Here is a 20,993-nt window from a genome sequence, read left to right as displayed (position 1 = left end):
AGCAAAATTAAAAGGTTGAGGCAGATTACAGGATAAACCCAACAGAAAGCTTGCAGTATTGCTAAAAAGGAGAAAAGCAATGAAAAAAGCTCTCATTTTTTGTTCAGTTCTTATACTCCTAGTCATAGGCGCAGGAATGTATATGAACCATTCTAAAGAAAAACAAATGAAGCAAAAACAACATGATCAAATGTTCCATAAGGTAGAGCAGGCAGCTATTACATATTTTAAAGAAAAAAGACATAAAGACTTAGTGGTGGAAAAAGCAGATTTTGCGGACCATGGTTTTGATTATATAGAGGTAACGGGGAAGGTGAAAGAAGATAACTCTAAGCAATACGTAGTAAACGTCAGCTACAATGATAACTACCGCGTTACTTCTATTGTAGATATGGATTAAAAACAGATAGAAAATGCTAAAAAAGCACTCACCACAAGTGAGTGCTTTCCTCATTAAATAAACAATCCAACCATAATACCTGTTAAAATCGATCCCATTGTAGCGACTAACAGCATCTTCAAGCCGAACTTCGCAACGCGTGACGCTTGTTCGCCGTTGATTGCTTGGATCGTACCAAGAACGATACCAATTGAGCTGAAGTTTGCAAATGAGATTAAGTAAGCTGATACGATACCGACTGTTTTTTCAGAAAGGTGAGGCATCATTTTTTGGAAGTCAAGCATCGCAACGAATTCGTTTGCCACTACTTTTGTTCCCATTACGCCGCCGGCTCTCATCAGTTCGTCTGCCGGGATACCCATGATAAAGGCAATTGGGTAGAAGATATAGCCTAAAATGTCTTGAACCGTTAATCCGATGACACCGTTTAATACGTAGTTCACTAATGCTAAAAGACCAACGTACGTTACAAGCATAGCTGCTACGATTAACGCAACGCGTCCGCCGTCTAGGGCACCGTCACCGATTGCTTCAAACAGCGTGCCTTGCTTAGCAGGCGCTTTAATATCGACTTCGTTTTCATCTTCTGCTTTTACAGGTGCAACGATAGAAGAAACGATTAAGCCAGAGAATACGTTTAGCGGAAGAGCAATTAATACGTATTCAGCAGGAATCATCTGCATGTATGCACCAAGAATTGAACAAGAAACGGATACTAAAGATGTTGTTGTAACGATAAATAAACGGTTTGGTGTTAAACCTCCGATGTGGTTTTTCACCGCAATTAGCGCCGTTGTATCACCAAAGATCATCGCATTCACGGCTGTGAAGCTTTCAATTTGGGGAAGTCCGGTAATTTTTGAAACAAGTCCTCCAATATATTTGATCCCAAAGGGTAAAATACGAGAGTAGTTTAAAATACTTAATAATGCTGAAACGAATACAATCATAACTAACGTTTGGATAAAGAAAATGCCTTTTCCTGCAAGATCTCCAAACACGAACGAAATTCCGTCGTTACCAAATGATAAGATCTTTGTAAATACACTTGTGATAAAGTCAAGCACCTTGCGACCAATCGATGTATTCATCATAAAAGCAGAGATAGCAAGCTGGATGACAAGCATAACTGCGATGCCTTTATAGTTGATAAGTTTCCTGTCGTTTGACATGAGGAATGCAACTGCTAAGATAATTACAATCCCGATAATTCCCATTAAAATTGACATTTACTTTTCTCCTTACATGTATTCTATATTTATAAAAGAGGGACGTGCATAGAAATGACTATGTAAATCGGCCTCTATTTTATACAAAAACGGAACTTCTACGCCAATTTTGTTAAAAATGGGCAAAATTTTTTAGGCCATTATAAAAAATGACGTAATTGTAAAATAATATTTACTATGTGCTAATATGTAAAAAAACATGCAGAACTGACATAATAACTTATATTTCGACAGCCTCTACTATCTTAAATCATTTTGAACAAAAGAAAAAGGGGAAATGAAGATATTTTTAATATAATTGTGAAATATTTTTAAAAATTTATGATACTTCCGGTTCTTGGAATTACAGCATGAGAAGTAAAAAAGAGACAAAATGACCTATAATACGTCGTTTTAGAGAAACTTTTCCTTTTTAATGGTAGAATATTCATGAGGGGTTATAAAGCAATCGCATAAAGGAGTTAACAATGAATAGTATTCAAACATTTTTTTTAAAGCATCCAAAATGGTCGTATACAGGAAATTTTGTGGTAACACTAGCGTGCGTAGCCGTGTTTCCATCTTTATTTATGCCGACCGTTTCGGGAGTGCTGCTTGGATTTGTCGCAGCTACCGCTATTAATTATGCACTAGGACTTAAGTGGAAACCGCTGAGACAGCTCATGAGTACATCCAGTAAATAAAACGCTCTATAAATGTGGTAAACTAGTAAAAATGATAAAAGAGGTGTAAACATAATGACAACACCTGAGAGAAAGCTGATTCATTTAGCAACCGGCATGCCCGAACAAATGGCATACGGCTCTGACAAAGAAATGCGGACAGGTATATGCAAAAAGCAAGTAGACGAAACGTTTTTAGCAAAAGAAGGGTTTCAAGGCGACGGCGTAGCGGACTTAAGGTATCACGGCGGACCCGATCGTGCGGTGTGCGTGTATCCGTATGAGCACTACAAAAAATGGAACGAAGAGTTTGATACGGAGCTGCCCATGTCTGCGTTTGGAGAAAATCTTGTCTTAGTGGGCATGGTTGAAAAAGACGTATGCATTGGAGACGTTTATCAAGTGGGAGACGCCGTTATTCAAGTGACGCAAGGGCGAAATCCATGCGACACGATTACAAAGAGAACGGGCGTTAAAGGGATTTTAAAACGAATGATTGAGACAAGCTATACCGGCTATCTTTGCCGCGTGCTGAAAGAAGGTACGATTACGAAAGACGCGGAAGTGAAATTAATTCAAGCTCATCCGGACCAAGTATCCGTGTGGTTCACGCTTGATTTATATTTCCATCATTCAAAAGATGTAGAAGGAATGCAGCGGGCGTTAGAAGTTTCTGAACTTGCGGAAGACTGGAAAAATAAATTTCAAACGCGTATTGAAAAGGCTCTTTCTGTCGCGCAGCGATAAAAAGTAAATGCCCTCCAATCGTTAGAACGTATCTAACGATTGGAGGGCATTTTTTTCTTAGAAGCGTCCGTATCCTAAGAAATGATCTTGATAGTAAGAAACATCTAGGTCAGCTACTGCTACACCGTGTGAACCAGCGTGAATCATTTGGCCATTTCCGATGTAGATTCCCATGTGAGATGGGCCGCTTGTGTATGTGTTTTGGAAGAATACTAGATCGCCTGGTTGTGGAGACGAAATTTTTGTCGCCATGTTCCAGTAGTTGGCTACGCTTGTACGTGAAATGCTGTGACCGCTATGGTTGAACACGTATGCGATAAAGCCTGAGCAGTCAAATCCGCTTGGTGTGTTTCCTGCCCATTGGTAAGGTGATCCTACTAAACTACGTGCAACATTTACTGTGCTTCCAGAAGCCGTGCTTGTTGTTGGAGCAGGTGCTGGTGTGCTAGTTTCTTTTGCTGCAGATGTAGATGCAGATGCTGTAGAAGTAGAAGGAGTTGATGTGCTTACACCTTTTACTTGGCTTGCGCTTGGTTTACCTGATGCAATTGTTACGTAGCTTGAGCTTTTTGAAATCCATTTGTTTGGTGCAATTTCAACTAAGCCGTTTGCTTCTTTTAAAATAGCAAACTCTTGATCTTGTGTTGCCGTTCCAACAACTGGAGATGAAAAGCTAGCTCCTTGACGAATATTTAACGCACTCACGTTTACGATGACTTTTTGATTAGTAGTAGTTGCTTGTTGTTGAGGTACGCTTGGCGTTACCTTTTCTTGTACGGGTGCTGGTGCAGCGCCTCCGTCATTTGCACTTGCTGAAGTTGTGCTAAATGTTAGGGCAGCGGGAACAAGTAATGCTGCTAACCCCATATTCATAACTGTACGATTTGCTTTCTTTAGCATGTTCTTTCTCCCTTTCCATAACTTGTTTTATTCACAACTGTGAGTCTATCAATCCTGACAGGAAAAGTAAACATCTAATTCCAAATTACGACATTTTGTAACATAGTTTTAATATTAAAGAGCGATATAAGTAGAATTGTCACCTTCTCTGTAATAATTCTGACAATTTATCTAGGTAGAAATGTTTAGGAGATTCATAGATTTATTAGAAAATATGTAAGCTAAATGAAAAAGGGGAGCAGAAACCCAGCAGCTGAATGGCTTCAAGGCTTTTAGGATGTATAAAAGCTATAGGTAAAAAGTGATATTGCCATTAGCGATACACTTTATTTTTTTCTAAATGAGCACATAGAGAAGAAAGATACGCTGTCATAAAAGAAACTCAGTTACTATAACTGCTATACATAAATTACATCAAAAGCATCCAGTTGAAGCGAGTAAAAAAGAAGCGTAGTATACAAGGAGGAATGAACGCGTGAATCATTTACATTCATATATGTAGGAGTGGTTGTTGTATGAAACAGTCATCATCTTTTATTAACGGGATTCTTTTAGCTGCTCTCGTACTGATTTGGGGATTAACGTGGCCGATGTCGAAGCTGGCGCTTGGCTATTCATCGCCTATTTTGTTATCTGGACTGCGGTCATTAAGTGCGGGAGTCATCTTATTAGCAGTCGCACTGCCAAGATACAAGCAGCTTCACTGGAAGCAGAACTGGCGTAAATATATGGTGTCAGGTCTATTTAATTCAATCTTATTCTACGGTCTGCAAACGATTGGACTTATGTTTATGCCAGCAGGGGTTTTCAGCGTTATTGTCTACTTGCAGCCGGTGCTCATCGGCATCATTGCGTGGCTGTGGATTGGAGAAAGCATGAACGCTGTGAAGATAGGGGGCTTGCTTCTTGGTTTTGTAGGCGTAGCTACCATCAGCACGGGAGAATTATCTGCTAATGCTTCAGCCGTTGGAATTCTTTTAGCTGTCCTTACTGCACTGAGCTGGGCGATTGGAACCGTTTATATCAAACGTATTAGCGACAGTGTAGATGGCATTTGGCTTATTACCGTTCAAAGTCTTGTCGGCGGAGTGGTTATGACAGCAGCTGGAAGCGGAGTGGAAGGATGGTCTCATATGGTGTGGAATTCATCATTTATGCTGCTGCTTTTATTTTTAGCACTGTTTTCTGTTGCTGTTGCGTGGCTCATTTATTTCTATTTAATCAGTAAAGGCGAGGCCAGCAAAGTGGCATCCTTTAATTTTCTTGTGCCGATTATTTCAATTGTCATTGGTACGCTCTTTTTGGACGAACCGTTTACGTCGTCACTTCTTGTAGGGCTAGTGCTTATTATTATCAGTATTTATTTAGTGAATAAAAAAGCGAAGACTCAAAAGTTAAAGCCCTCTGATGGAGGAGATCAGGCAGCGTAAAGCTATCCATAAAAAAACCGTATTCGCAACTCGAATACGGTTTTTCTTCTATTCAGCAACTTCTGTCTCATTTGCTTTTAGCTTTTCATAAAAGACGCCAAGCGAAGTCGTTACGTACGGAACAAGCCATAATAACCCGATACCAAGCGTGATCAAGCTTAAAATTCCCCAGCCGATAAAGCTTAAAACGAGTAAAAAGTAGGTCCACTTGTAGCCGTTCATTAACCTTCTGCTTTCAGTAATAGACTGGTTCACTGAATAATCTGGGTTATCGCGGAATACGTAGTAAGCCTGTGAATAGGCAAGGCTTTTGATGATGCCGGGAATGATTAGTAAAATACTCCACAGCACGGTATAAATAATCGTTAGCAAGTAAAGTCCGAGGGTTCTAAAGTATAATCCTGCAGATGAAAATGAATCAAACACGTTTCCTACACGTACACTTTCTCCTCGCACCAGACGCAATAGTACCCAGTAGTAAGAGAAAAAGAGCGGTACGAGCAGCAGGGATACAATATTAGCTAAGGTAGACTGAGAGTATTCGGTTTCAGACCCGCTTGGAAATCCGTTAACAAGAAAGTCAATAAGTCCTGGAATACCGGCAGCAATTAGATACGTAACGAACGTAAGCAGTACGGCGAATCCCCAGCGGTTTTTCAGCGCTGTGAGTGCACCTTGCTTCACTTCTTTTATTCTCATAACTTGATGTCCCCCTCTAGGTGAGTTTATACAGAGAATTCAACCTGTACATTAGTCAATATATTAGCGATTTTTAAATATATGAATGCTTGCACTAATAAGTTGGATAAAGTTTTTTAGATACTTGAAATTTATGGAAAGTCCTTTAAAATGGAAGTATAAGGATATTTTAAGTCGGAAGGAGGGACGGAAATGACGCTTGTGTATTTGCTGATTCTGGCAGTCGTTTATATCTTTCTGGATCTTGCCATGCGAAAGAAGCTGAATACAAAGATGAAAAAAAGCTATTGGAGAAGCTTTAAGGGAAGGCGTCCGCTGTTTATCACACTTGAAATGGTGATGCTTGCAGCGTTTTTAGTGCTGATCTTTGTTATACCTCCAGCCTATACCTCCGTTTTTATGTTTCTTTTCTTTTTTCTCCTGTACGTAATTCGAGGATTTGAAGAATGGAAGTTTGAAAGAAAGAAAAAAGAGCACTATCACTCGTGGTTTGGTGCAACTTTTTTCTTGTTTGGGACGTTTATATTACTGATGACAGATATGTAAAACAAAATTGTGAAACGACGAAATGAACCGCGGCTGATTTCCGTACAAGACTTCGCTTTCCGCGGGCGGCCGGTGAGCCTCCTCGTCGCGAACGCTCCTGCGGGGTCTCACTTGTTCCGCTTTTCCCGCAGAAGTCTTCGTCTTGCCCTCCAATCAATCATTGGAAGCACCTACATATATGAAACAAACCTGTATTTACCATACTCATAAAAAAATCCGAACGAATTGGATTCTGCATCAAGAATCAAGTTCGTTCGAATTTTTCTTCAATTAAATAAACTACTTATATACAAGCCTCTTTTTTTACGTAAAGCATTGAACAACTGTGCCTTTATTCTTCTCTACGTTAACACGAGCATACGCGCCGTTAATAAGCGTGAGCTGAGGAGGAAGGTGGCCGCAGTCGATGTCATAGATAACTGGAATATGTAAGTCAGAGGCGAGGTCATGATACACGTCTTCAGCCGTGTAGGAATCAACGGGTTCATTAGCTATGCTTCTGCCAAATAAAATACCCGAGCAGTTATCAAACCAGCCCGCTAGCTTAAGCTGAAGAAGTGAGCGGCGAAGGTCTACAGTCGTCAGTTCACAGTTGTCAAAGTACCAAATGACCGGTTCTGAAGGAATATATTTTTCTCGAAAAGCTTTTACATCTCCAAAAGGAGTTCCTACCAAGTGCCTGATTACGTCAATACATCCTCCGAGCAGGCGTCCTTGAATATGAACGTCACGTGACGCTGTGTGCTTCCAAGCCGTTTGCTCGGTTAAATGAAACACGCATGGTGACGGGTTATCGTGCTGCCATTCTGTTTGATAGCAATCAGAAGAAACTTGAGCTACGCTTTCTCCTTTTTTGGTCGTCAGCACCTGCTGCCACATCGCAGTCGTTGGATCCCAGTATTCTCCGCGTAAATCCACAAAGTTGGTTCCATGAGCCGTTGCAATCCCGGTATTAAGTGTAATAGCCAGCAAAAGAACGCTGGTGTCAGAATAACCAAGAACCCATTTTGCTTTCCATTTTGTAAAGTCGAGATGTTCAAGAATTTCAATCAGCAGCTCGCCTCCCCAAGGCGGGATAACGATATCAATGTTTTCATCAGTAATCATGGCTTGAAGCTCATTTGCACGTTTTTTAGGAGAAGCAGATTTTGCTTTGTGCTGCGTCCACACGGTTTCTCCGGGTATAACAGAAAAGCCTTTTTCCTTCATTCGTTCACACGATAAAGAAAACATGGAGTGAAGAGGCTTCGGTACACCGGAAGACGGTGCGGTTACGCCGATGGTTGGGTTAGATGTAAGAAAAGGATAGGTAATCATAGCGGCCTCCTTCAAAGGTTTTAGCTTATTTTACCAGCGAGAGAAATACGGAACAAGCTTATTTTTTATTTAATTTAGGAAGATTGATAGGTTTTGTAAAAAGAATGCGTATTAATAGATGTAAAAGCAAGGAGAAAGGAGCAATGTCATGGAAGATGACTGGATTGTTGGGTGTATAACGCGTAAAAAAGAAAAAGGATTAGAGCTGTTAATTGATCAGTACGGAGGGTTAATTACGGCCATTGTACGCAAGCATTTAGGCACGCTCAAAAGCTATGAAGAAGAATGTGTAAATGACGTATTGTTAGCGGTGTGGCATCATATTCACCGCTTTGATTCGGAGAAAAATACGTTTAAAAACTGGGTTGCGGCTGTTGCGAAGTACAAAGCCATTGACTATCAGCGCAAATACATAAAAACGCAGCACGAAGCGCTTGGCGAAGCGGAGTTCGGTGAAACATCAGGAGTTCATAATGTTCAAACAAATGACGTGGAAGAACTTTTAGGTCACTTAAGTGAAGGAGACCGCGAGCTGTTTAAAGCGTATTACTTACAGGAAATCGAGCTGAAGCAAATTGCGAAAAAACAAGAGACCACCATCAGCAATTTATACAACCGGCTGTCGCGCGGACGAAAAAAATTAAAAGCGATTTTTAAATAAGAAATAAGGAGGGACAAAGATGAAAAATGAGTACGACTTATTAAACGGATCGTCTATAGATGTTGATGAATATGAAGAAATCGAGCTAACGGAAAGCGAGAAAAAACGAATGAAAAAACGTTTAAAACGTGAAATAAAGCCGGTGCGGAAAAAAGCGCGTCCGCTGATTGCCGCTGCGGTGCTGCTGCTTGCTGTAACACCTGTGATGATGAAAAACGAAACGGTATGGGCATCGGCTGTGCGAATCAGTCAGCAGCTCGGTCAGCAAATTGAGCTGCTTATAAACAAGCCTGAAGGCAGTTTGAGCAGCTATAAAAAAGCGGTAAATGAAACGGCAACGGACCAAGGTATTGAAGTAAAAGTAAATGAACTAATGCTTGATGACGGACAGGTGCTGCTTGGGCTGACGATCAGCGCAGATGAAATTAGAAGAACCGCACTAGGACTTAACCAAAACGCGCCAATTCGACCGGGAGAGCTGCGCGTGAAAATTGGCAATATGTCGTTTTTTGATTCCGCTTCAAGTATTAGAGAGGAACCAATCAAAAACAAAGACGGAAGCTGGGACTATCTGTACGCTTTAAAACTAACGCAAGCGGACACGGACGGAGACGGGGAAATTGATGTTGAAGGCTACAGCGTGCTAGATCACATTGATCCAAGCAAAAACTATCAAATCAGCGCGCAGTTCACAAGCCTCGAATTTGAAAAGAATCCTGGTCAGACGAAAAGTGGGAACTACCGGGATTCGTACGGAGAAATTAAAGGGAATTGGACCGTACACACCAGCGTAAACGGCTCAAAAATTATTGCTGATACTAAAGTGTATCCGTTAAACAAGGAAATTCCGATTAGCGAAAAGGGAATAGAAGGCGTATTGTCTATTAAAGAAGTTCGCGTATCGCCTGTTTCGATTAAAATGCACTATACGTTTACATCAAACGGAAGCATCCGAGGCGGAACGGATGTTGGTGTAGACATAAAAGATCAAAATGGAAGAAATCTTTCTGAAAGCGGCAGTGGAGGAGGAACAGACACAGTGATAGAGATGGACGGAGAGTACCGAAATGATAAGGACGTCACTATGCTTCGATTTATTCCGTATGTAAGTGATCACGAAAAAGACTGGTCAAAAGACTTAACTTCAGACGCATTTAATTTGAAGGTAAACAACAACTAACCAAAATAAAAACCAGAGGCCTGCTTAGCGGGCATCTGGTTTTTTATTAAATATCCATTTTATTTAACAAGCGAAGAAACGTTTGTAATTCTTCATCCGTAAAATGACTAAGCTTTTCACCGTATTCTTTAGTGAGCACTTTTTCCATTTCTTCTGCAAACGCTTTTCCTTTATCCGTAATGGATAAGTAGACAACGCGGCGGTCTTTTTGACTGCGTACGCGCGTGACAAATTCTCTTTCCATCAGACGGTCGCTGATACACGTCATGCTGCTGTTTGAGATGTGCATATGCTCGGCAATCTCAGAAACGATGTGATTCCCTTCTTTATACAGCATGTGAAGCGCTAAAAATTCATTTAAAGGAATATATGATTTTAAAGTAGGGATAACTGATAGCTGCATTTTTTTCGTTTGGTTTCGCATCGTTGAAACCACATTTTGGATAAGTTCATCTCGTGTATTCATTGAGGTTGTGTGCTCCTTTTTCCGTTCAAACAATTTCTTTTCTTTTCTATTGTACCATATTGTACATAAAGAGAAGCGGCAGGTTTTTTAGAGGGAAAAAGAGAAGTAGTAGGTATCTGTTGCGATAGAAAGGGGCTTGAGTGATGGGAAAGGTAATTGAATTTAAAACGACGCTACTTCCTTTTGATGGAGCAAAAAAGCTTGTGAACGCAAATAATTCGGAAAGTGACTTACTATACAAAGAATATTATGACCTTGGAGACGGCAAGCAGCTGTGCACACTTGTGTTTGAACGCTATTTTTTCCGCACCGGCGGCAGAGGATCACTAACCATTATTCTAGAAAATGTGTCGGGTCCAAACAAAGTTAAGTGTATTCCTTCAGGAAGCGCAGAAGGAGTATTAAATATTGACTGGGGAGCAAGCAAAGATTTTGTACGATGGGTCGAAAACGCACTGTCTGCTTATACGCTAGAAGAACCGCAGAGATAAAGGTAAAGCTGGAGAAGGCAATACGCTTCTTCAGCTTTTTTTGTGAAGCGAAGGGCGAGTAGAGAAATGAAAAGATGTAAAAGCTACTGTAGAAATAAGAACTTTATGTGGACAATAAGCAATTTTTCTCTTTTTACCGGATAAATGAGTATAATATGAAATTGCAGGAAGACTTCACATTTACATAACAAAGGAGAACAACATAATGAAAAAACTCAGCATCGTATTATTCGTTTTAATGATAGCTATAGTAGGCTGTTCAAAAGGAAATGATTCACGTTCAAAAGAAGTAAATGGAACGATTGAAGTACCGGAATCCATTCAAGCAAATGAACAAGTCAAGCTTAAAGTCCTTGTGACGCAAGGAGATAAAAAAGTAGAAAACGCAGATGACGTACAGTTCCAAGTTGAAAAAGAAGGCTACATCAATCAAGAAATGACAAAAGCACCGCACGAAGGAAAAGGCGTATACAGTACGGACTATACGTTTAAAGAAGACGGCGAATATATGATTACCGCTCACGTGACGGTAGATGGTGACATGAAAATGTTTACGAAAAAAGTAGAAGTAGGTAAGTCTAAAGAGTAGTACCTTATATAGCCATTTAAAAAGAGAATGCCTTGTGCATTCTCTTTTTTTAATAAGTTCCTTTTTCAACGTCTTTTACCGTTGACACAAAATGGTTTAATTTTTTAATCATTTCGTTTCTTCCAAGACAGCAAACCAAACGTTAGGAAACTTATGTTAAAATTAGGATAATAATAGTAATCTTGTTTAACTAATGAGGAGGTAAAGTTGAACAAGCCCTTTTTTCTAAAAAAGAATATTCTCTTTCCTTAGGGAATTAACAATTGGGGATGAAAAGAATGAACCATTTTCTGAATCAAATTGCCAAGGACTTAACTAATACGAACTTAGAAAGGTATTGGCCAAATTTTGAACTTGTTGCCTATGCATTGTACGACCAAAACAGTGTATTCCTGTTCAATCATCCTAGGTATAATGACATTCCTCCTAAATCATATGAAATTTTAAAACGGGACGAGCAGTTTGTGGGAAATACGCTTATTCTATTTGATGGCTATCCTACGGCTATTGCTGATATGGAACTGTACGATGACTATGAAGGACTTTTTTCGATATTGGTTCACGAATTATTCCACGGAAATCAATATGTAAAAGGGGAAAAACGCTTTCCTGATGAAACGATGGGAATAACCTATCCCTTAACAAAAGAGAATGTAGAAATTCGAAATCGGGAAAGAAAAAGTCTTTATAATGCATTGATAGAAACTAGTATCAGTAACAAGAAGCAGTATTTGAACGAATTTATCAGCCTAAGGGAAAAAAGGACAGAAGGAATAAAAGAGCATTTAACATATGAAAACTTAATTGAATCTGTTGAAGGACCAGCCTGGTACGTTGAACTAAAGGCTTTTTCAGAAAAATCTTCGCTTCCTAATGATTTGGTTTTAAAAAAATATGGAAAAAATCTAATAAACGCTGTTGAATCCACTTCTAATATAAGGCGCAGCTGTTATAGTTCAGGCTTATTTATGTGTTTGTTGCTGGATGAATTGTTACCTGATTGGAAAGAAAGTTTTTTTGAGGCTAAAACAACACTATTTGAGTTAATTAAAATTCTTGATATTCCCCCTCGAAAACAGGCAATTGAAGAGGTTCAAATAAGCCCGGAAACAGAAGCAGCAGTAAATTTTGCGGTTGAATCAAGGAAGAAAGAACTTGATGAATTCGAAGCACAGATAGGAACCCATCTTTTCATTGAAGGAGAAATCATTGCTTTATCCTTTGATCCGATGAATATTGTTCCTTTGGAAGGCAGGTTATTACATAAAAATTATATAAAAGTAAGGATAATTAACCAAGAATACCTTATTCAACAACCATCCCTTGCCTATTGTGCGGTTGGATTGAAAAATATAAATAAATTACTTATCGTATTACAGGATAAACCATTGGAAACGGGTGATTCACTTTTTATCACTGGTATTGGAGAAATAAAGGGTCAGTATGAAATACAAAAAGATACGATCAATTTGGTTGTTAATTAGATTGTAAGGACGCAGTTTATAAGAAGCGGGGTCCCTTATATAATAAAGAAAACTCGCAAATTTCTACTGCGAGTTTTCTTTTGAGCCTCTATAACATAGCAATAATATTTATGAAAACAGCCTTTTTTAAGAAGGTCGCCTTAATCTACGTAGTTCGACAGCTCAATCAAATTGTAATCAGGATCTCTAATATAAACAGAAACAATAGGCCCTACAGCACCTGTACGTCTGACCGGCCCTTCTTCAATTTCTACATTATGTTTTTGTAAATGATGGATTATGCTTTCGATCTTTTCTTCTGTAATAAAACATAAATCAGCGGAACCCGGAAGAGGGTGATTTGCTTTAGGCTCAAATTCATGCCCTGCTTGATGTAAGTTTATTTTTTGTTCACCAAAACGAAGCGCTACTCTTCCTTCTCCGAACGTTTCTTTTTGCATGCCTAAGATAACCGTATAAAAGTGAATAGTTTTTTCAACGTCTTTTACTGTTAACACAAAATGGTCTAGTTTTTTAATCATTTCGTTTCCTCCTAACAATGTACACTTTCTTCCTCTGAGGGTAGGGTAAGTACTGGGTGAGATCTGAGAGGTTTTTCTATAAATAAGTATATCATTTGTAAAGTGGAGCATAGCCAGAGACAGCTTTATGTCCATTTCCAGTTCAAATGAGCGTTTTATAAATAGCCTGTTTTCTAAAATATTGTGGTTTTTACATCACACATTAAAAAAATATGGAATTTTATGTTAATATTAAGTAGAGAGTAACATTTATTTTCGCAACTCGGTCGGGAAAGTTTGTTGATTAGATATGTTAAAAAATTTAAATACATATAATATAAGAATGGAGATGCTCGTATGTCTATGGGGATACTTTCTTTAATCACTTTTGTGATCTGGTTTGTAGCCATTCAAGAGTTTTTGAAGCCTGAAAAGAATCAGAGTAACCGAAAAATAATGATGTTAACATCCGCAGGCTCCTTGCTGACGTTAGCTCTGACCATTTCACTTTTTCAAACGCTATAAAAATACCTTGAAAAGAGGTTTTTCGTCGGCTGCAAGAAGCGTAATGCATGCGGCCCTGAGTTCTTTCGTGGTTGTATTGGATGATTTGGTTTTCGGAAAATGATGGGGAAGGGGAGGGTAGAGATTGTGAAGAGGAACTACACATTACTGTTTTATTTTCTGTTTGTATTGTCAATGATAGGCGGCCTAGCGTTAAGAGATACGTTTTCCTATTCAATGATGGTTGGAGGCGGAATAGGGCTCACCTTTCTTTTTTGCTCCGCTTATTCTGCAGAAAGAAAGAAAAAGAAGCATGTGAACTGATGGTTCGCATGCTTCTTTTTTTTATGTTTTTTTGTACGACGATCTTATTTATAAACGCTGGACGGAATTTTAAACGTATGAATGCCGTTAGAATACGGGCCGTACTCATACTCACCAAATATAATGGCAATGCCGCTACTTGTATAGTAAAACTGATCGTCTTTTAAATTTACAGACTTAAATTCATTAACCCAGAACTGAGCACCTTTTTTATTACGCGCAATCATTTCATTCCGGATATAGTTATTAACCTTGTTTAACTTAGTGTTGGTGTTAATAATATCTTTTAAGCTAATTTGTCGAGCTTTTAACAAATCGTAATTGTACGTATCAATCCAAGCGTTGCCGTGAACGCCGCCAGCGTACGCATCATTCGTAACAGCAACACTTAAAATATTATCTTGGTTGTAAGGTACAGAGTATGTCATATTACGAGAATAAGGACCTGGCGCCCAGCCGTTTTTGCGGTCTTCCTTCTCTTGTTCTTTTAGCTCGTTGTGTTCTTTTTGTGCTTCCTTAGCAATATTTAAGAACTTTCGATTATAGCTAGCCTCAAATGGTTTATTGATAAGGCCAGATACCTGCGGATAACTAATGTTGCTTGCTAAAGATTTCTTCGTGACCGTTACTCCTAAGGCCTGAACTTTGTCACTAGGCGCTTTTTCATACTTAATACTTGATGACTTTTGAGCATAGGTACCCTTTGATACGCCGTAAAGACCACCAAATTTACTAGATTCAGAATACACGCGGAATACTTGCCCTTTTGTCACTTTTCTAGCCGCTACTAACTTGTTGTTTTTAATGTTGTAAAGATTCGTGTTCTTTAAAACTGTAACGCGTCCTATTTGCCCTTTAACCAGTTCCTGATTCCCCCACACGACTTTTGCTTCTGCAACGGTTTGCGGTGCAAGCGGTGAGAATAATAAAGCAAAACCTAAAACAACTGCGCTAACCCTTTTGAACCTTTTCATAAAAGCCCCCTAAAGTGATTTTGTAGGTTTTAAAGCTAATCGATACTTTATTTTTCAAAAAAACCCATTCACTAGTATAGCATATTTTTACAGTTTTTTACTTTTGTCAATTCGTTTTTACTAAATTATTTTTCGACTTGATTCCTCTTATTAAATGATTAAATAAAATAGACCGGTGCACTTTATGCCTTTAGTAGAAAGAAGAAAAAAGTCAGTTATTTACCCTAGACTAAAAAAGTTTCCTGTGGTAAACTTTCGGTATTATTATAAGTGAAAACTAAAATTTTTAAATAATTGATGCAGACAGGTTCACTTTTCTGCTTAAGCAGAATAGCCTATTACAAATCAACGAGTATATTTTTTTACCTTAAAAGTTGGTCTAATGAAAAAAATATAACCTTGTATAAAAAATAAGAAGGGGTGAAAAATAGATGGCTAGTGTAAAAAATTCTCCGCTGTCTACATTTACGACAGGTGAAACGGTGCAGCTAGAGCGAATTGAAATCGAAGGTGCCTTAAAGCGCCGCTTGTTAGATTTAGGGTTTATTCCAGGAGCCATCATCAAAGTGCTTCAAAAAAGCCCGTTAGGAGATCCTGTTGCTTATCAAGTCAGTCATACAACGATTGGTCTCAGAAAAGAAGAAAGTTCAAAAATTTATGTGAAAAAAGTAGGTGACGACGTTGAGTGAGTATCGCATTGCATTAGCAGGAAATCCGAACACAGGAAAAAGTACGTTATTTAACGGATTAACCGGTCTTAAGCAGCACACGGGAAACTGGACGGGAAAAACCGTGGCCAAAGCAGAAGGGACGTTTGAACATCACCAGCAGCTCTACACAATCGTCGATCTGCCTGGAACGTATTCACTTTATTCAAACTCGGCGGACGAAGAAGTAGCGCGCGATTATATTTTATTTGAAAGACCTGACGTGACGGTTGTTGTGGTCGATGCAACGGCGATGGAACGAAATCTTAATTTAGCGCTGCAGGTAATGGAAATGACGGAAAACGTCGTGATTTGTGTGAACTTAATGGATGAAGCAAAGAAAAAAGGAATTGTGATTAACGAAAAAAAGCTCGCTGAATCGTTAGGCGTACCGGTTGTGCCTATATCAGCTCGCAATAAAAAAGGCATTACGAATTTGCTGGATGCGATTGAAGGAGTCGTGCGCGGGGAAGTAAAGCTTACTCCTTATCAGGTGCAGTACACAAAAGAAATTGAAGCTTCGCTAAAGGAGCTAGAACCTCAAGTTGCTTCTATTGTGGGAAATCAATTTCCTCTCCGCTGGATTGCTTTACGAGTTCTTGATGGAGACACCTCGTTTTTAGAAACAATTCAGCAGCATCAGCAGCAAGGTATCAGCCACACAGAAAGGAGGAACAGCGCATATGGGAAATCCGTTAACTCCTGAAAACTCATTAGCGATGGAACAGCTAACGCGCTATGCGCAGCAGGCAAAAGAAAAAGATCATCGTTCAAATATGGTCGCAAGCATTTATCAGTCGTCACAGCAAATATGTAAAAAAGCCGTTGTATACGAAGACCGCTCAAAGCTTCAGCGTACGGAGAAATTGGATAAAGTCTTCACTTCGCCAATTTGGGGCTTTCCGATTATGCTTGGTATTTTATCGGTCATCTTTTATATCACTATAGCAGGGGCAAACGTTCCTTCTGGATTAATTGCAGAAGGGTTCGGCTGGGCGGAAGGATATTTAACAGCTTTCTTTCAAGCGATGCATGCGCCAGAATGGCTGCACGGAATTCTTGTACTAGGACTGTTTCGCGGCACGGGATGGGTCATTAGCGTGATGCTGCCTCCGATGGCTATCTTTTTCCCGGTGTTTGCGCTTTTAGAAAACTATGGCTACTTGCCTCGCGTCGCGTTTAATATGGATCGTTTGTTCAAACGAGCAGGTGCACACGGCAAGCAGTCCCTGACGATGGCAATGGGGTTTGGATGTAACGCCGCAGCGATTATGTCAACGCGTATTATTGAATCGCCGCGTGAACGTATGATGGCGATTTTAACGAATAACTTTGTTCCATGTAACGGCAGATGGCCTACGCTGATTTTATTAGCTTCTTTATTTATGGCAACAGGCTTTACAGGGAGTGCTAAAACTTTCGTAACGGCGCTTGTTGTAGTGGGAACGGTGTTATTTGGAATTGTTGTGACGCTGTTCGTATCATGGGCACTGTCTAAAACGGCGCTGCGCGGAGTACCAACCCACTATACGCTAGAGCTCCCGCCTTACCGCAAGCCAAAATTTGTAGATACAATTGTACGTGCGACGCTGGATAAATCGCTGTTTGTGTTAAAACGCGCGATTATTGTTGCAGCACCCGCAGCGGTATTAACGTGGGTATTGGCTAATATCTATATTGGCGATACGAGTATTTTAATGCACTTCGTTCAGTTTCTTGATCCGTTTGCCAAGACGCTGGGGCTAGACGGGTATATACTAGCTGCTTTTATCATTGGCTTGCCGGCTAATGAAATTGTTGTACCGGTTCTACTGATGGCGTATTTATCAACGGGCTCATTAATCGAAATTGAAGATGCAACAAGACTCAAACAAATTTTTCTGGATCACCACTGGACGTGGCTAACGGCTCTTAACATGATGCTGTTTTCGCTTCTGCATTTTCCGTGCGGAACAACGCTTGTGAACATTTATAAAGAAACTAAAAATGTTAAGTGGACGTTTCTTGCTTTTGCGATTCCAACAGTGATTGCGATTGGGGTTACGTTTGCGGTTGCTCAAGTCGTAAAAATGTTTAACCTTATTTAAATATGAAATAAACGTGCAGGGCTTTGCGAAAAGTCCTGTATTTTTTATGAGTAGTCAATGAGATAAAGAGTATGATAGGGTGAACTTGATTGCTATTTGTTGGGTTAAATGGTAATTTGTATGATATAGATTTGCTTAATGCACAAAAGAGATTAATAGAAAAAAGCGCCTATGAAATGCTAAAAGGAGGCTGACGGTGGGGATATTTTTTAATAAAATAGATTCAAACAAAAGGAGTAAGTATCAAACAAGGCTGTATTCTTGCTTCACTGTTCTCATCATAATCAATGTGATTAACAGCTGGTTTCTCGAGTGGCTGTGGCTTTATATCACCACAAGTAGCGTTCTTGTTATACTAGTGGTATTCCTGCTCAAAACACCTAAACGTGATTTAGAGAAAGAGTGGAAGCAGCTAGAAATAGAGAAAGACGAGGCTTTTGAAAACAGAGTCAATTTGATGATGATGAATGGCCGAAGTGACGTTCAGGCTATTAAATACATACGAAAAGAAAAAAATCTCGGTCTGCTTCATGCGAAGCAGTATCTTGACCGTATTAAAGAATCCAAGGAATAATAAAAGCGACCTTTGACAAGAATAGCGGGCTCGGTTTTGAAGTGAAAAGTAACAAATAGCATATCACAAAAACAGATTTTTTCGCAGGCTTTTCGGTATTAAAATAACCAAAAAGGACTATCAAATGATGGTCCTTTTCGCTTAAATGCCTAATATCGAAATGTACTCGTTATTTTTACTCTTTTCAGTTATCCAAGTTTGGAATTCGCTGATAACTTGAACTAAATCACTAACATTTTGGTTGAGGTTTTCTTTGAATTTTTTCTCCGTGCTGTCCAGATAGAAAAAACCGATATGCTTTTTTAATTCATCAGCTTTTGGATTATCCATTAAAAATAATTTAAGGTTTTCTAGTTCCTCTACAATCAACTTCCAAGTCACTCGGCTTATCTCACTCATTCCCCAAAGAGAATATTTTTTGTAGTGTTTTTCAATCGCACTGGAAAAGTAAGTGAATGTTTTATCTGTGAAAAATATTGATTCTTTAGTCCAGTGTTCACCTGTGTATTTTCCAGGTTTTATTTCCACATAACAAGTCCCCTGTAAGGAGTCTAAATCACGAATAATTTTAATAGGTTCTGTCAAATTCGTTCCTCCCAATAGTAATTATCTAAGTTAAATAATATTTTTATCACATCAATAGTAGTAACAATTCAGAAGCTTATTCTAGCATGATTTTCAAGTGCATGACATTAGTCATTTTCAATTTATTAGTATGCTGATTTATAGACTAATTACCGATATATCCTACAAAATCAGCAAAACTAAAAGGTTCAAACCACATGTGGTTTGAACCTAAAATTATTACGATATTTAAGTTTTTTACTCTTAATCCAATCCTTTATAAGAAGCAGAGGTCGTTTTTTAATAGGCAGTTTACTTTTTCTCGCCAACCGTTACTTTTTTCGTAAACATTTTCATGTCGCCTTTTATCGTCACATGAGCGGTAATCGTATATTCGCCGTCGTCTTTAAACGTATAGTCGGTGCTGTATGCGCCGTTATCCTGATGTTTGGCGTCAATCATTTTCTGGTTAATATAGCCTTCTTTTTCGACTTGAATTTGTACGGCATCTGCATTTTCTATCTTTTTGTCTCCTTGTGTAACGAGCACGTTAATAGCTGTTTTTTCATTTGCTTTAATGGTTTGAGGGACTTCAATTGTTCCTTTTACTTCCTGTGATTTTTGCTCGTTTCCTTTTGAACAGCCGACTACGGCAATGACTAAAATGAGCAGCAGCATGCTAAGCTTCTTCATAAATATCTCCTTTTTTATCTTACATTCTATTAGTAAATAAATTTCTCCATAAAACTTTATCACTAAAGTCATAAAAAAAAATCATCCCAATGAGTGATTTTTATGAGTGTGCCAGCAAGAAACTTGAACGTTTTGTTACAAAAGCTAGTTTACTATCGCAACGCGACTTTACAGCATTGTGTCTTGAGCTTAGGATTAAACATATTAAGCTAGTAAAAGGAGAGAAGGATATGCTTACACTTTATGATGAACTGTACGGGAAATTTGAAGCAGACGGCGTTCTTTTAGAGCTGATTCAAAGTGATCCCGTACAGCGTTTAAAAGGAGTTTACCAAGGAGGAGCGAGCCGGTTTGTAAATGAAAAATGGAATACTACTCGATATGATCACTCCGTTGGTGCGATGATGCTTGTACATAGGCTAGGAGGCTCTTTGGAAGAGCAAATAGCGGCTTTATTACATGACGTTTCACATACGGCATTTTCTCATGTAATTGACTATGTTTTGGAACAAAAAGAAGAAAATTATCATGAAATGATTTACGAACAAATTGTGACCCAGTCGTCTATTCCTCATATTTTAACGAGCGCCGGTTTAAACTGGCGAGATATCTTACTTGATGAAAGCCAGTGGACGCTGCTCGAACAGAGCGCTCCGCACTTATGCGCCGACCGCGTGGATTATACGCTGCGGGATTTGTACGTATGCGGGGAGATTACTTTAGAAGAAGTGCATGCGTTTTTAGATCACCTTGTCGTATTTAATGGACAAATGGCATGTAGCAATTTATCAGCGGCAGAGTGGTTTGTGGATGCTTACTACAAAGAAGTCATTGGCTTTTTTATGAATCCGCTTAATATGTTTGGAAATTATCAGCTGACGGAGATTATCAAGCTTGCTTTGCAAAAAGATATTTTATCTATAGAAGATTTTTTAAAGCAGGATGACGATGTGGTTCGGTTGCTGAAAAACGCTGGAGATAGCAGCATTGAAGGGATGCTATCTGCTCTTTTTAACAGCAAAGCAGAAACAGGAACGGCGTCTTGTTATGATGTTTACCAAACGACAAAAATGCGCTGGGTTGATCCTCTTGTTATTGGTTCAGATGGGGCGGCTCCTGTATCTCAGCTATCACTTACCGCTAAAAGAGCAATAGAGCAAGCGAAACAAAGGATAGAAAAAGGAGTATATATCAACGTTCAGGCTCCGTTATAAAATGAATCGTTACATAAAAAAGGGGATGCAATAATGTGCATCCCCTTATCT

Annotated in this window: 27 protein-coding genes; 17 read left to right on the top strand and 10 right to left on the bottom strand. The window is 39.1% G+C overall.

The genetic code is table 11. The annotated features are described in order from the left end of the window. Positions 1-79: 79 nt before the first annotated feature. Positions 80-400: a hypothetical protein gene (locus WKH56_RS24150; protein WP_310884028.1), complete on the top strand. Its 321-nt coding sequence runs from the start codon at positions 80-82 to the stop codon at positions 398-400. A gap of 53 nt (positions 401-453) precedes the next feature. On the opposite strand, the gene WKH56_RS24145 is transcribed toward WKH56_RS24150, so the two are convergent. Next, positions 454-1,629 (bottom strand): NupC/NupG family nucleoside CNT transporter, encoded by a 1,176-nt coding sequence (locus tag WKH56_RS24145; protein WP_310884027.1) that lies wholly within the window; start codon positions 1,627-1,629, stop codon positions 454-456. 467 nt (positions 1,630-2,096) lie between these two features. On the opposite strand from WKH56_RS24145, the gene WKH56_RS24140 reads away from it, so the two are divergent. Both WKH56_RS24140 and WKH56_RS24135 read left to right on the top strand, forming a co-directional pair. After that, entirely contained in the window at positions 2,097-2,312 is a 216-nt protein-coding gene (locus WKH56_RS24140; RefSeq protein WP_310884026.1) for a hypothetical protein, read from the top strand. A gap of 54 nt (positions 2,313-2,366) precedes the next feature. Next, a complete protein-coding gene (locus WKH56_RS24135) occupies positions 2,367-3,038 on the top strand; it encodes an MOSC domain-containing protein (RefSeq protein WP_310884025.1) in 672 nt (223 codons plus the stop codon). Positions 3,039-3,095: 57 nt separating this feature from the next. Here the strand turns inward: WKH56_RS24135 and WKH56_RS24130 are convergent, their stop codons facing one another. Beyond that, the gene (locus tag WKH56_RS24130; RefSeq protein WP_342836865.1) at positions 3,096-3,938 is read right to left on the bottom strand and encodes a C40 family peptidase; all 843 of its coding nucleotides are present in this window, start codon (positions 3,936-3,938) and stop codon (positions 3,096-3,098) included. 515 nt (positions 3,939-4,453) lie between these two features. Between WKH56_RS24130 and WKH56_RS24125 the strand changes: the two genes are divergently transcribed. Next, on the top strand, positions 4,454-5,368 hold the full coding sequence (locus WKH56_RS24125) for a DMT family transporter (protein WP_310884024.1): 915 nt from the start codon (positions 4,454-4,456) through the stop codon (positions 5,366-5,368). Positions 5,369-5,416: 48 nt separating this feature from the next. On the opposite strand, the gene WKH56_RS24120 is transcribed toward WKH56_RS24125, so the two are convergent. Further along, a complete protein-coding gene (locus WKH56_RS24120) occupies positions 5,417-6,067 on the bottom strand; it encodes a DUF975 family protein (RefSeq protein WP_034267099.1) in 651 nt (216 codons plus the stop codon). Between the two features lie 192 nt (positions 6,068-6,259). On the opposite strand from WKH56_RS24120, the gene WKH56_RS24115 reads away from it, so the two are divergent. Further along, the gene (locus WKH56_RS24115) at positions 6,260-6,613 is read left to right on the top strand and encodes a DUF4181 domain-containing protein (protein ID WP_342836864.1); all 354 of its coding nucleotides are present in this window, start codon (positions 6,260-6,262) and stop codon (positions 6,611-6,613) included. On the opposite strand, the gene WKH56_RS24110 is transcribed toward WKH56_RS24115, so the two are convergent. Together WKH56_RS24110 and WKH56_RS24105 are read right to left on the bottom strand one after the other, a co-directional pair. Next, on the bottom strand, positions 6,588-6,770 hold the full coding sequence (locus WKH56_RS24110) for a hypothetical protein (protein ID WP_328141159.1): 183 nt from the start codon (positions 6,768-6,770) through the stop codon (positions 6,588-6,590). The genes WKH56_RS24115 and WKH56_RS24110 overlap by 26 nt on opposite strands. Before the next feature lie 146 nt (positions 6,771-6,916). Then, positions 6,917-7,930 (bottom strand): S66 family peptidase, encoded by a 1,014-nt coding sequence (locus WKH56_RS24105; RefSeq protein WP_328141158.1) that lies wholly within the window; start codon positions 7,928-7,930, stop codon positions 6,917-6,919. Between the two features lie 148 nt (positions 7,931-8,078). Here WKH56_RS24105 and WKH56_RS24100 point away from each other — a divergent pair, with 148 nt between their 5' ends. Beyond that, entirely contained in the window at positions 8,079-8,591 is a 513-nt protein-coding gene (locus WKH56_RS24100) for a sigma-70 family RNA polymerase sigma factor (RefSeq protein WP_048019395.1), read from the top strand. A gap of 19 nt (positions 8,592-8,610) precedes the next feature. Further along, entirely contained in the window at positions 8,611-9,771 is a 1,161-nt protein-coding gene (locus tag WKH56_RS24095) for a DUF4179 domain-containing protein (RefSeq protein WP_342836862.1), read from the top strand. Between the two features lie 46 nt (positions 9,772-9,817). Here the strand turns inward: WKH56_RS24095 and WKH56_RS24090 are convergent, their stop codons facing one another. Beyond that, positions 9,818-10,237 (bottom strand): MarR family winged helix-turn-helix transcriptional regulator, encoded by a 420-nt coding sequence (locus tag WKH56_RS24090; protein ID WP_063247511.1) that lies wholly within the window; start codon positions 10,235-10,237, stop codon positions 9,818-9,820. A 143-nt stretch (positions 10,238-10,380) separates the two neighbouring features. On the opposite strand from WKH56_RS24090, the gene WKH56_RS24085 reads away from it, so the two are divergent. The 3 genes from WKH56_RS24085 to WKH56_RS24075 all read left to right on the top strand — a co-directional run bounded on the left by WKH56_RS24085 (position 10,381) and on the right by WKH56_RS24075 (position 12,801). Continuing rightward, positions 10,381-10,728, top strand: a complete 348-nt coding sequence (locus WKH56_RS24085; protein WP_028414741.1) for a DUF6054 family protein — start codon at positions 10,381-10,383, stop codon at positions 10,726-10,728. Between the two features lie 205 nt (positions 10,729-10,933). Further along, on the top strand, positions 10,934-11,317 hold the full coding sequence (locus WKH56_RS24080; protein WP_328141156.1) for a FixH family protein: 384 nt from the start codon (positions 10,934-10,936) through the stop codon (positions 11,315-11,317). Between the two features lie 278 nt (positions 11,318-11,595). Then, positions 11,596-12,801 carry a hypothetical protein gene (locus tag WKH56_RS24075; protein ID WP_342836861.1) on the top strand — a complete coding sequence of 402 codons (1,206 nt, stop codon included), beginning with the start codon at positions 11,596-11,598 and terminating at the stop codon, positions 12,799-12,801. Between the two features lie 140 nt (positions 12,802-12,941). Here the strand turns inward: WKH56_RS24075 and WKH56_RS24070 are convergent, their stop codons facing one another. Continuing rightward, positions 12,942-13,322: a VOC family protein gene (locus WKH56_RS24070; protein ID WP_342836859.1), complete on the bottom strand. Its 381-nt coding sequence runs from the start codon at positions 13,320-13,322 to the stop codon at positions 12,942-12,944. A 336-nt stretch (positions 13,323-13,658) separates the two neighbouring features. On the opposite strand from WKH56_RS24070, the gene WKH56_RS24065 reads away from it, so the two are divergent. After that, a complete protein-coding gene (locus WKH56_RS24065; protein ID WP_176343650.1) occupies positions 13,659-13,826 on the top strand; it encodes a hypothetical protein in 168 nt (55 codons plus the stop codon). Positions 13,827-13,952: 126 nt separating this feature from the next. Further along, positions 13,953-14,129 carry a hypothetical protein gene (locus WKH56_RS24060; RefSeq protein WP_328264090.1) on the top strand — a complete coding sequence of 59 codons (177 nt, stop codon included), beginning with the start codon at positions 13,953-13,955 and terminating at the stop codon, positions 14,127-14,129. A gap of 44 nt (positions 14,130-14,173) precedes the next feature. Here WKH56_RS24060 and WKH56_RS24055 read toward each other — a convergent pair whose 3' ends face one another. Continuing rightward, entirely contained in the window at positions 14,174-15,103 is a 930-nt protein-coding gene (locus WKH56_RS24055) for a DUF3298 and DUF4163 domain-containing protein (protein ID WP_328141155.1), read from the bottom strand. A 431-nt stretch (positions 15,104-15,534) separates the two neighbouring features. On the opposite strand from WKH56_RS24055, the gene WKH56_RS24050 reads away from it, so the two are divergent. The 4 genes from WKH56_RS24050 (at position 15,535) to WKH56_RS24035 (ending at position 18,471) form a co-directional block, all read left to right on the top strand. Next, positions 15,535-15,792 (top strand): FeoA family protein, encoded by a 258-nt coding sequence (locus tag WKH56_RS24050; protein WP_108674805.1) that lies wholly within the window; start codon positions 15,535-15,537, stop codon positions 15,790-15,792. Then, on the top strand, positions 15,785-16,516 hold the full coding sequence (locus WKH56_RS24045; protein WP_251439602.1) for a FeoB small GTPase domain-containing protein: 732 nt from the start codon (positions 15,785-15,787) through the stop codon (positions 16,514-16,516). The genes WKH56_RS24050 and WKH56_RS24045 overlap by 8 nt, the downstream gene beginning before the upstream one ends. A 13-nt stretch (positions 16,517-16,529) precedes the next feature. Continuing rightward, the gene (locus WKH56_RS24040; RefSeq protein ID WP_481861971.1) at positions 16,530-17,897 is read left to right on the top strand and encodes a nucleoside recognition domain-containing protein; all 1,368 of its coding nucleotides are present in this window, start codon (positions 16,530-16,532) and stop codon (positions 17,895-17,897) included. Positions 17,898-18,093: 196 nt separating this feature from the next. Further along, positions 18,094-18,471, top strand: coding sequence for a hypothetical protein (locus WKH56_RS24035; protein WP_048019402.1), 378 nt, complete (start codon positions 18,094-18,096; stop codon positions 18,469-18,471). 141 nt (positions 18,472-18,612) lie between these two features. On the opposite strand, the gene WKH56_RS24030 is transcribed toward WKH56_RS24035, so the two are convergent. Together WKH56_RS24030 and WKH56_RS24025 are read right to left on the bottom strand one after the other, a co-directional pair. After that, complete coding sequence (locus tag WKH56_RS24030; protein ID WP_342836854.1) at positions 18,613-19,056, bottom strand: hypothetical protein; 444 nt, start codon at positions 19,054-19,056, stop codon at positions 18,613-18,615. A gap of 291 nt (positions 19,057-19,347) precedes the next feature. Next, positions 19,348-19,728 carry a FixH family protein gene (locus tag WKH56_RS24025; protein ID WP_251439603.1) on the bottom strand — a complete coding sequence of 127 codons (381 nt, stop codon included), beginning with the start codon at positions 19,726-19,728 and terminating at the stop codon, positions 19,348-19,350. Positions 19,729-19,958: 230 nt separating this feature from the next. Here WKH56_RS24025 and WKH56_RS24020 point away from each other — a divergent pair, with 230 nt between their 5' ends. Then, entirely contained in the window at positions 19,959-20,942 is a 984-nt protein-coding gene (locus WKH56_RS24020; RefSeq protein WP_310884017.1) for an HD domain-containing protein, read from the top strand. Positions 20,943-20,993: the final 51 nt, after the last annotated feature.

It is taken from the genome of Priestia sp. SB1 (assembly GCF_038898415.1).
This window is presented reverse-complemented; position numbering and strand designations above follow the sequence as displayed.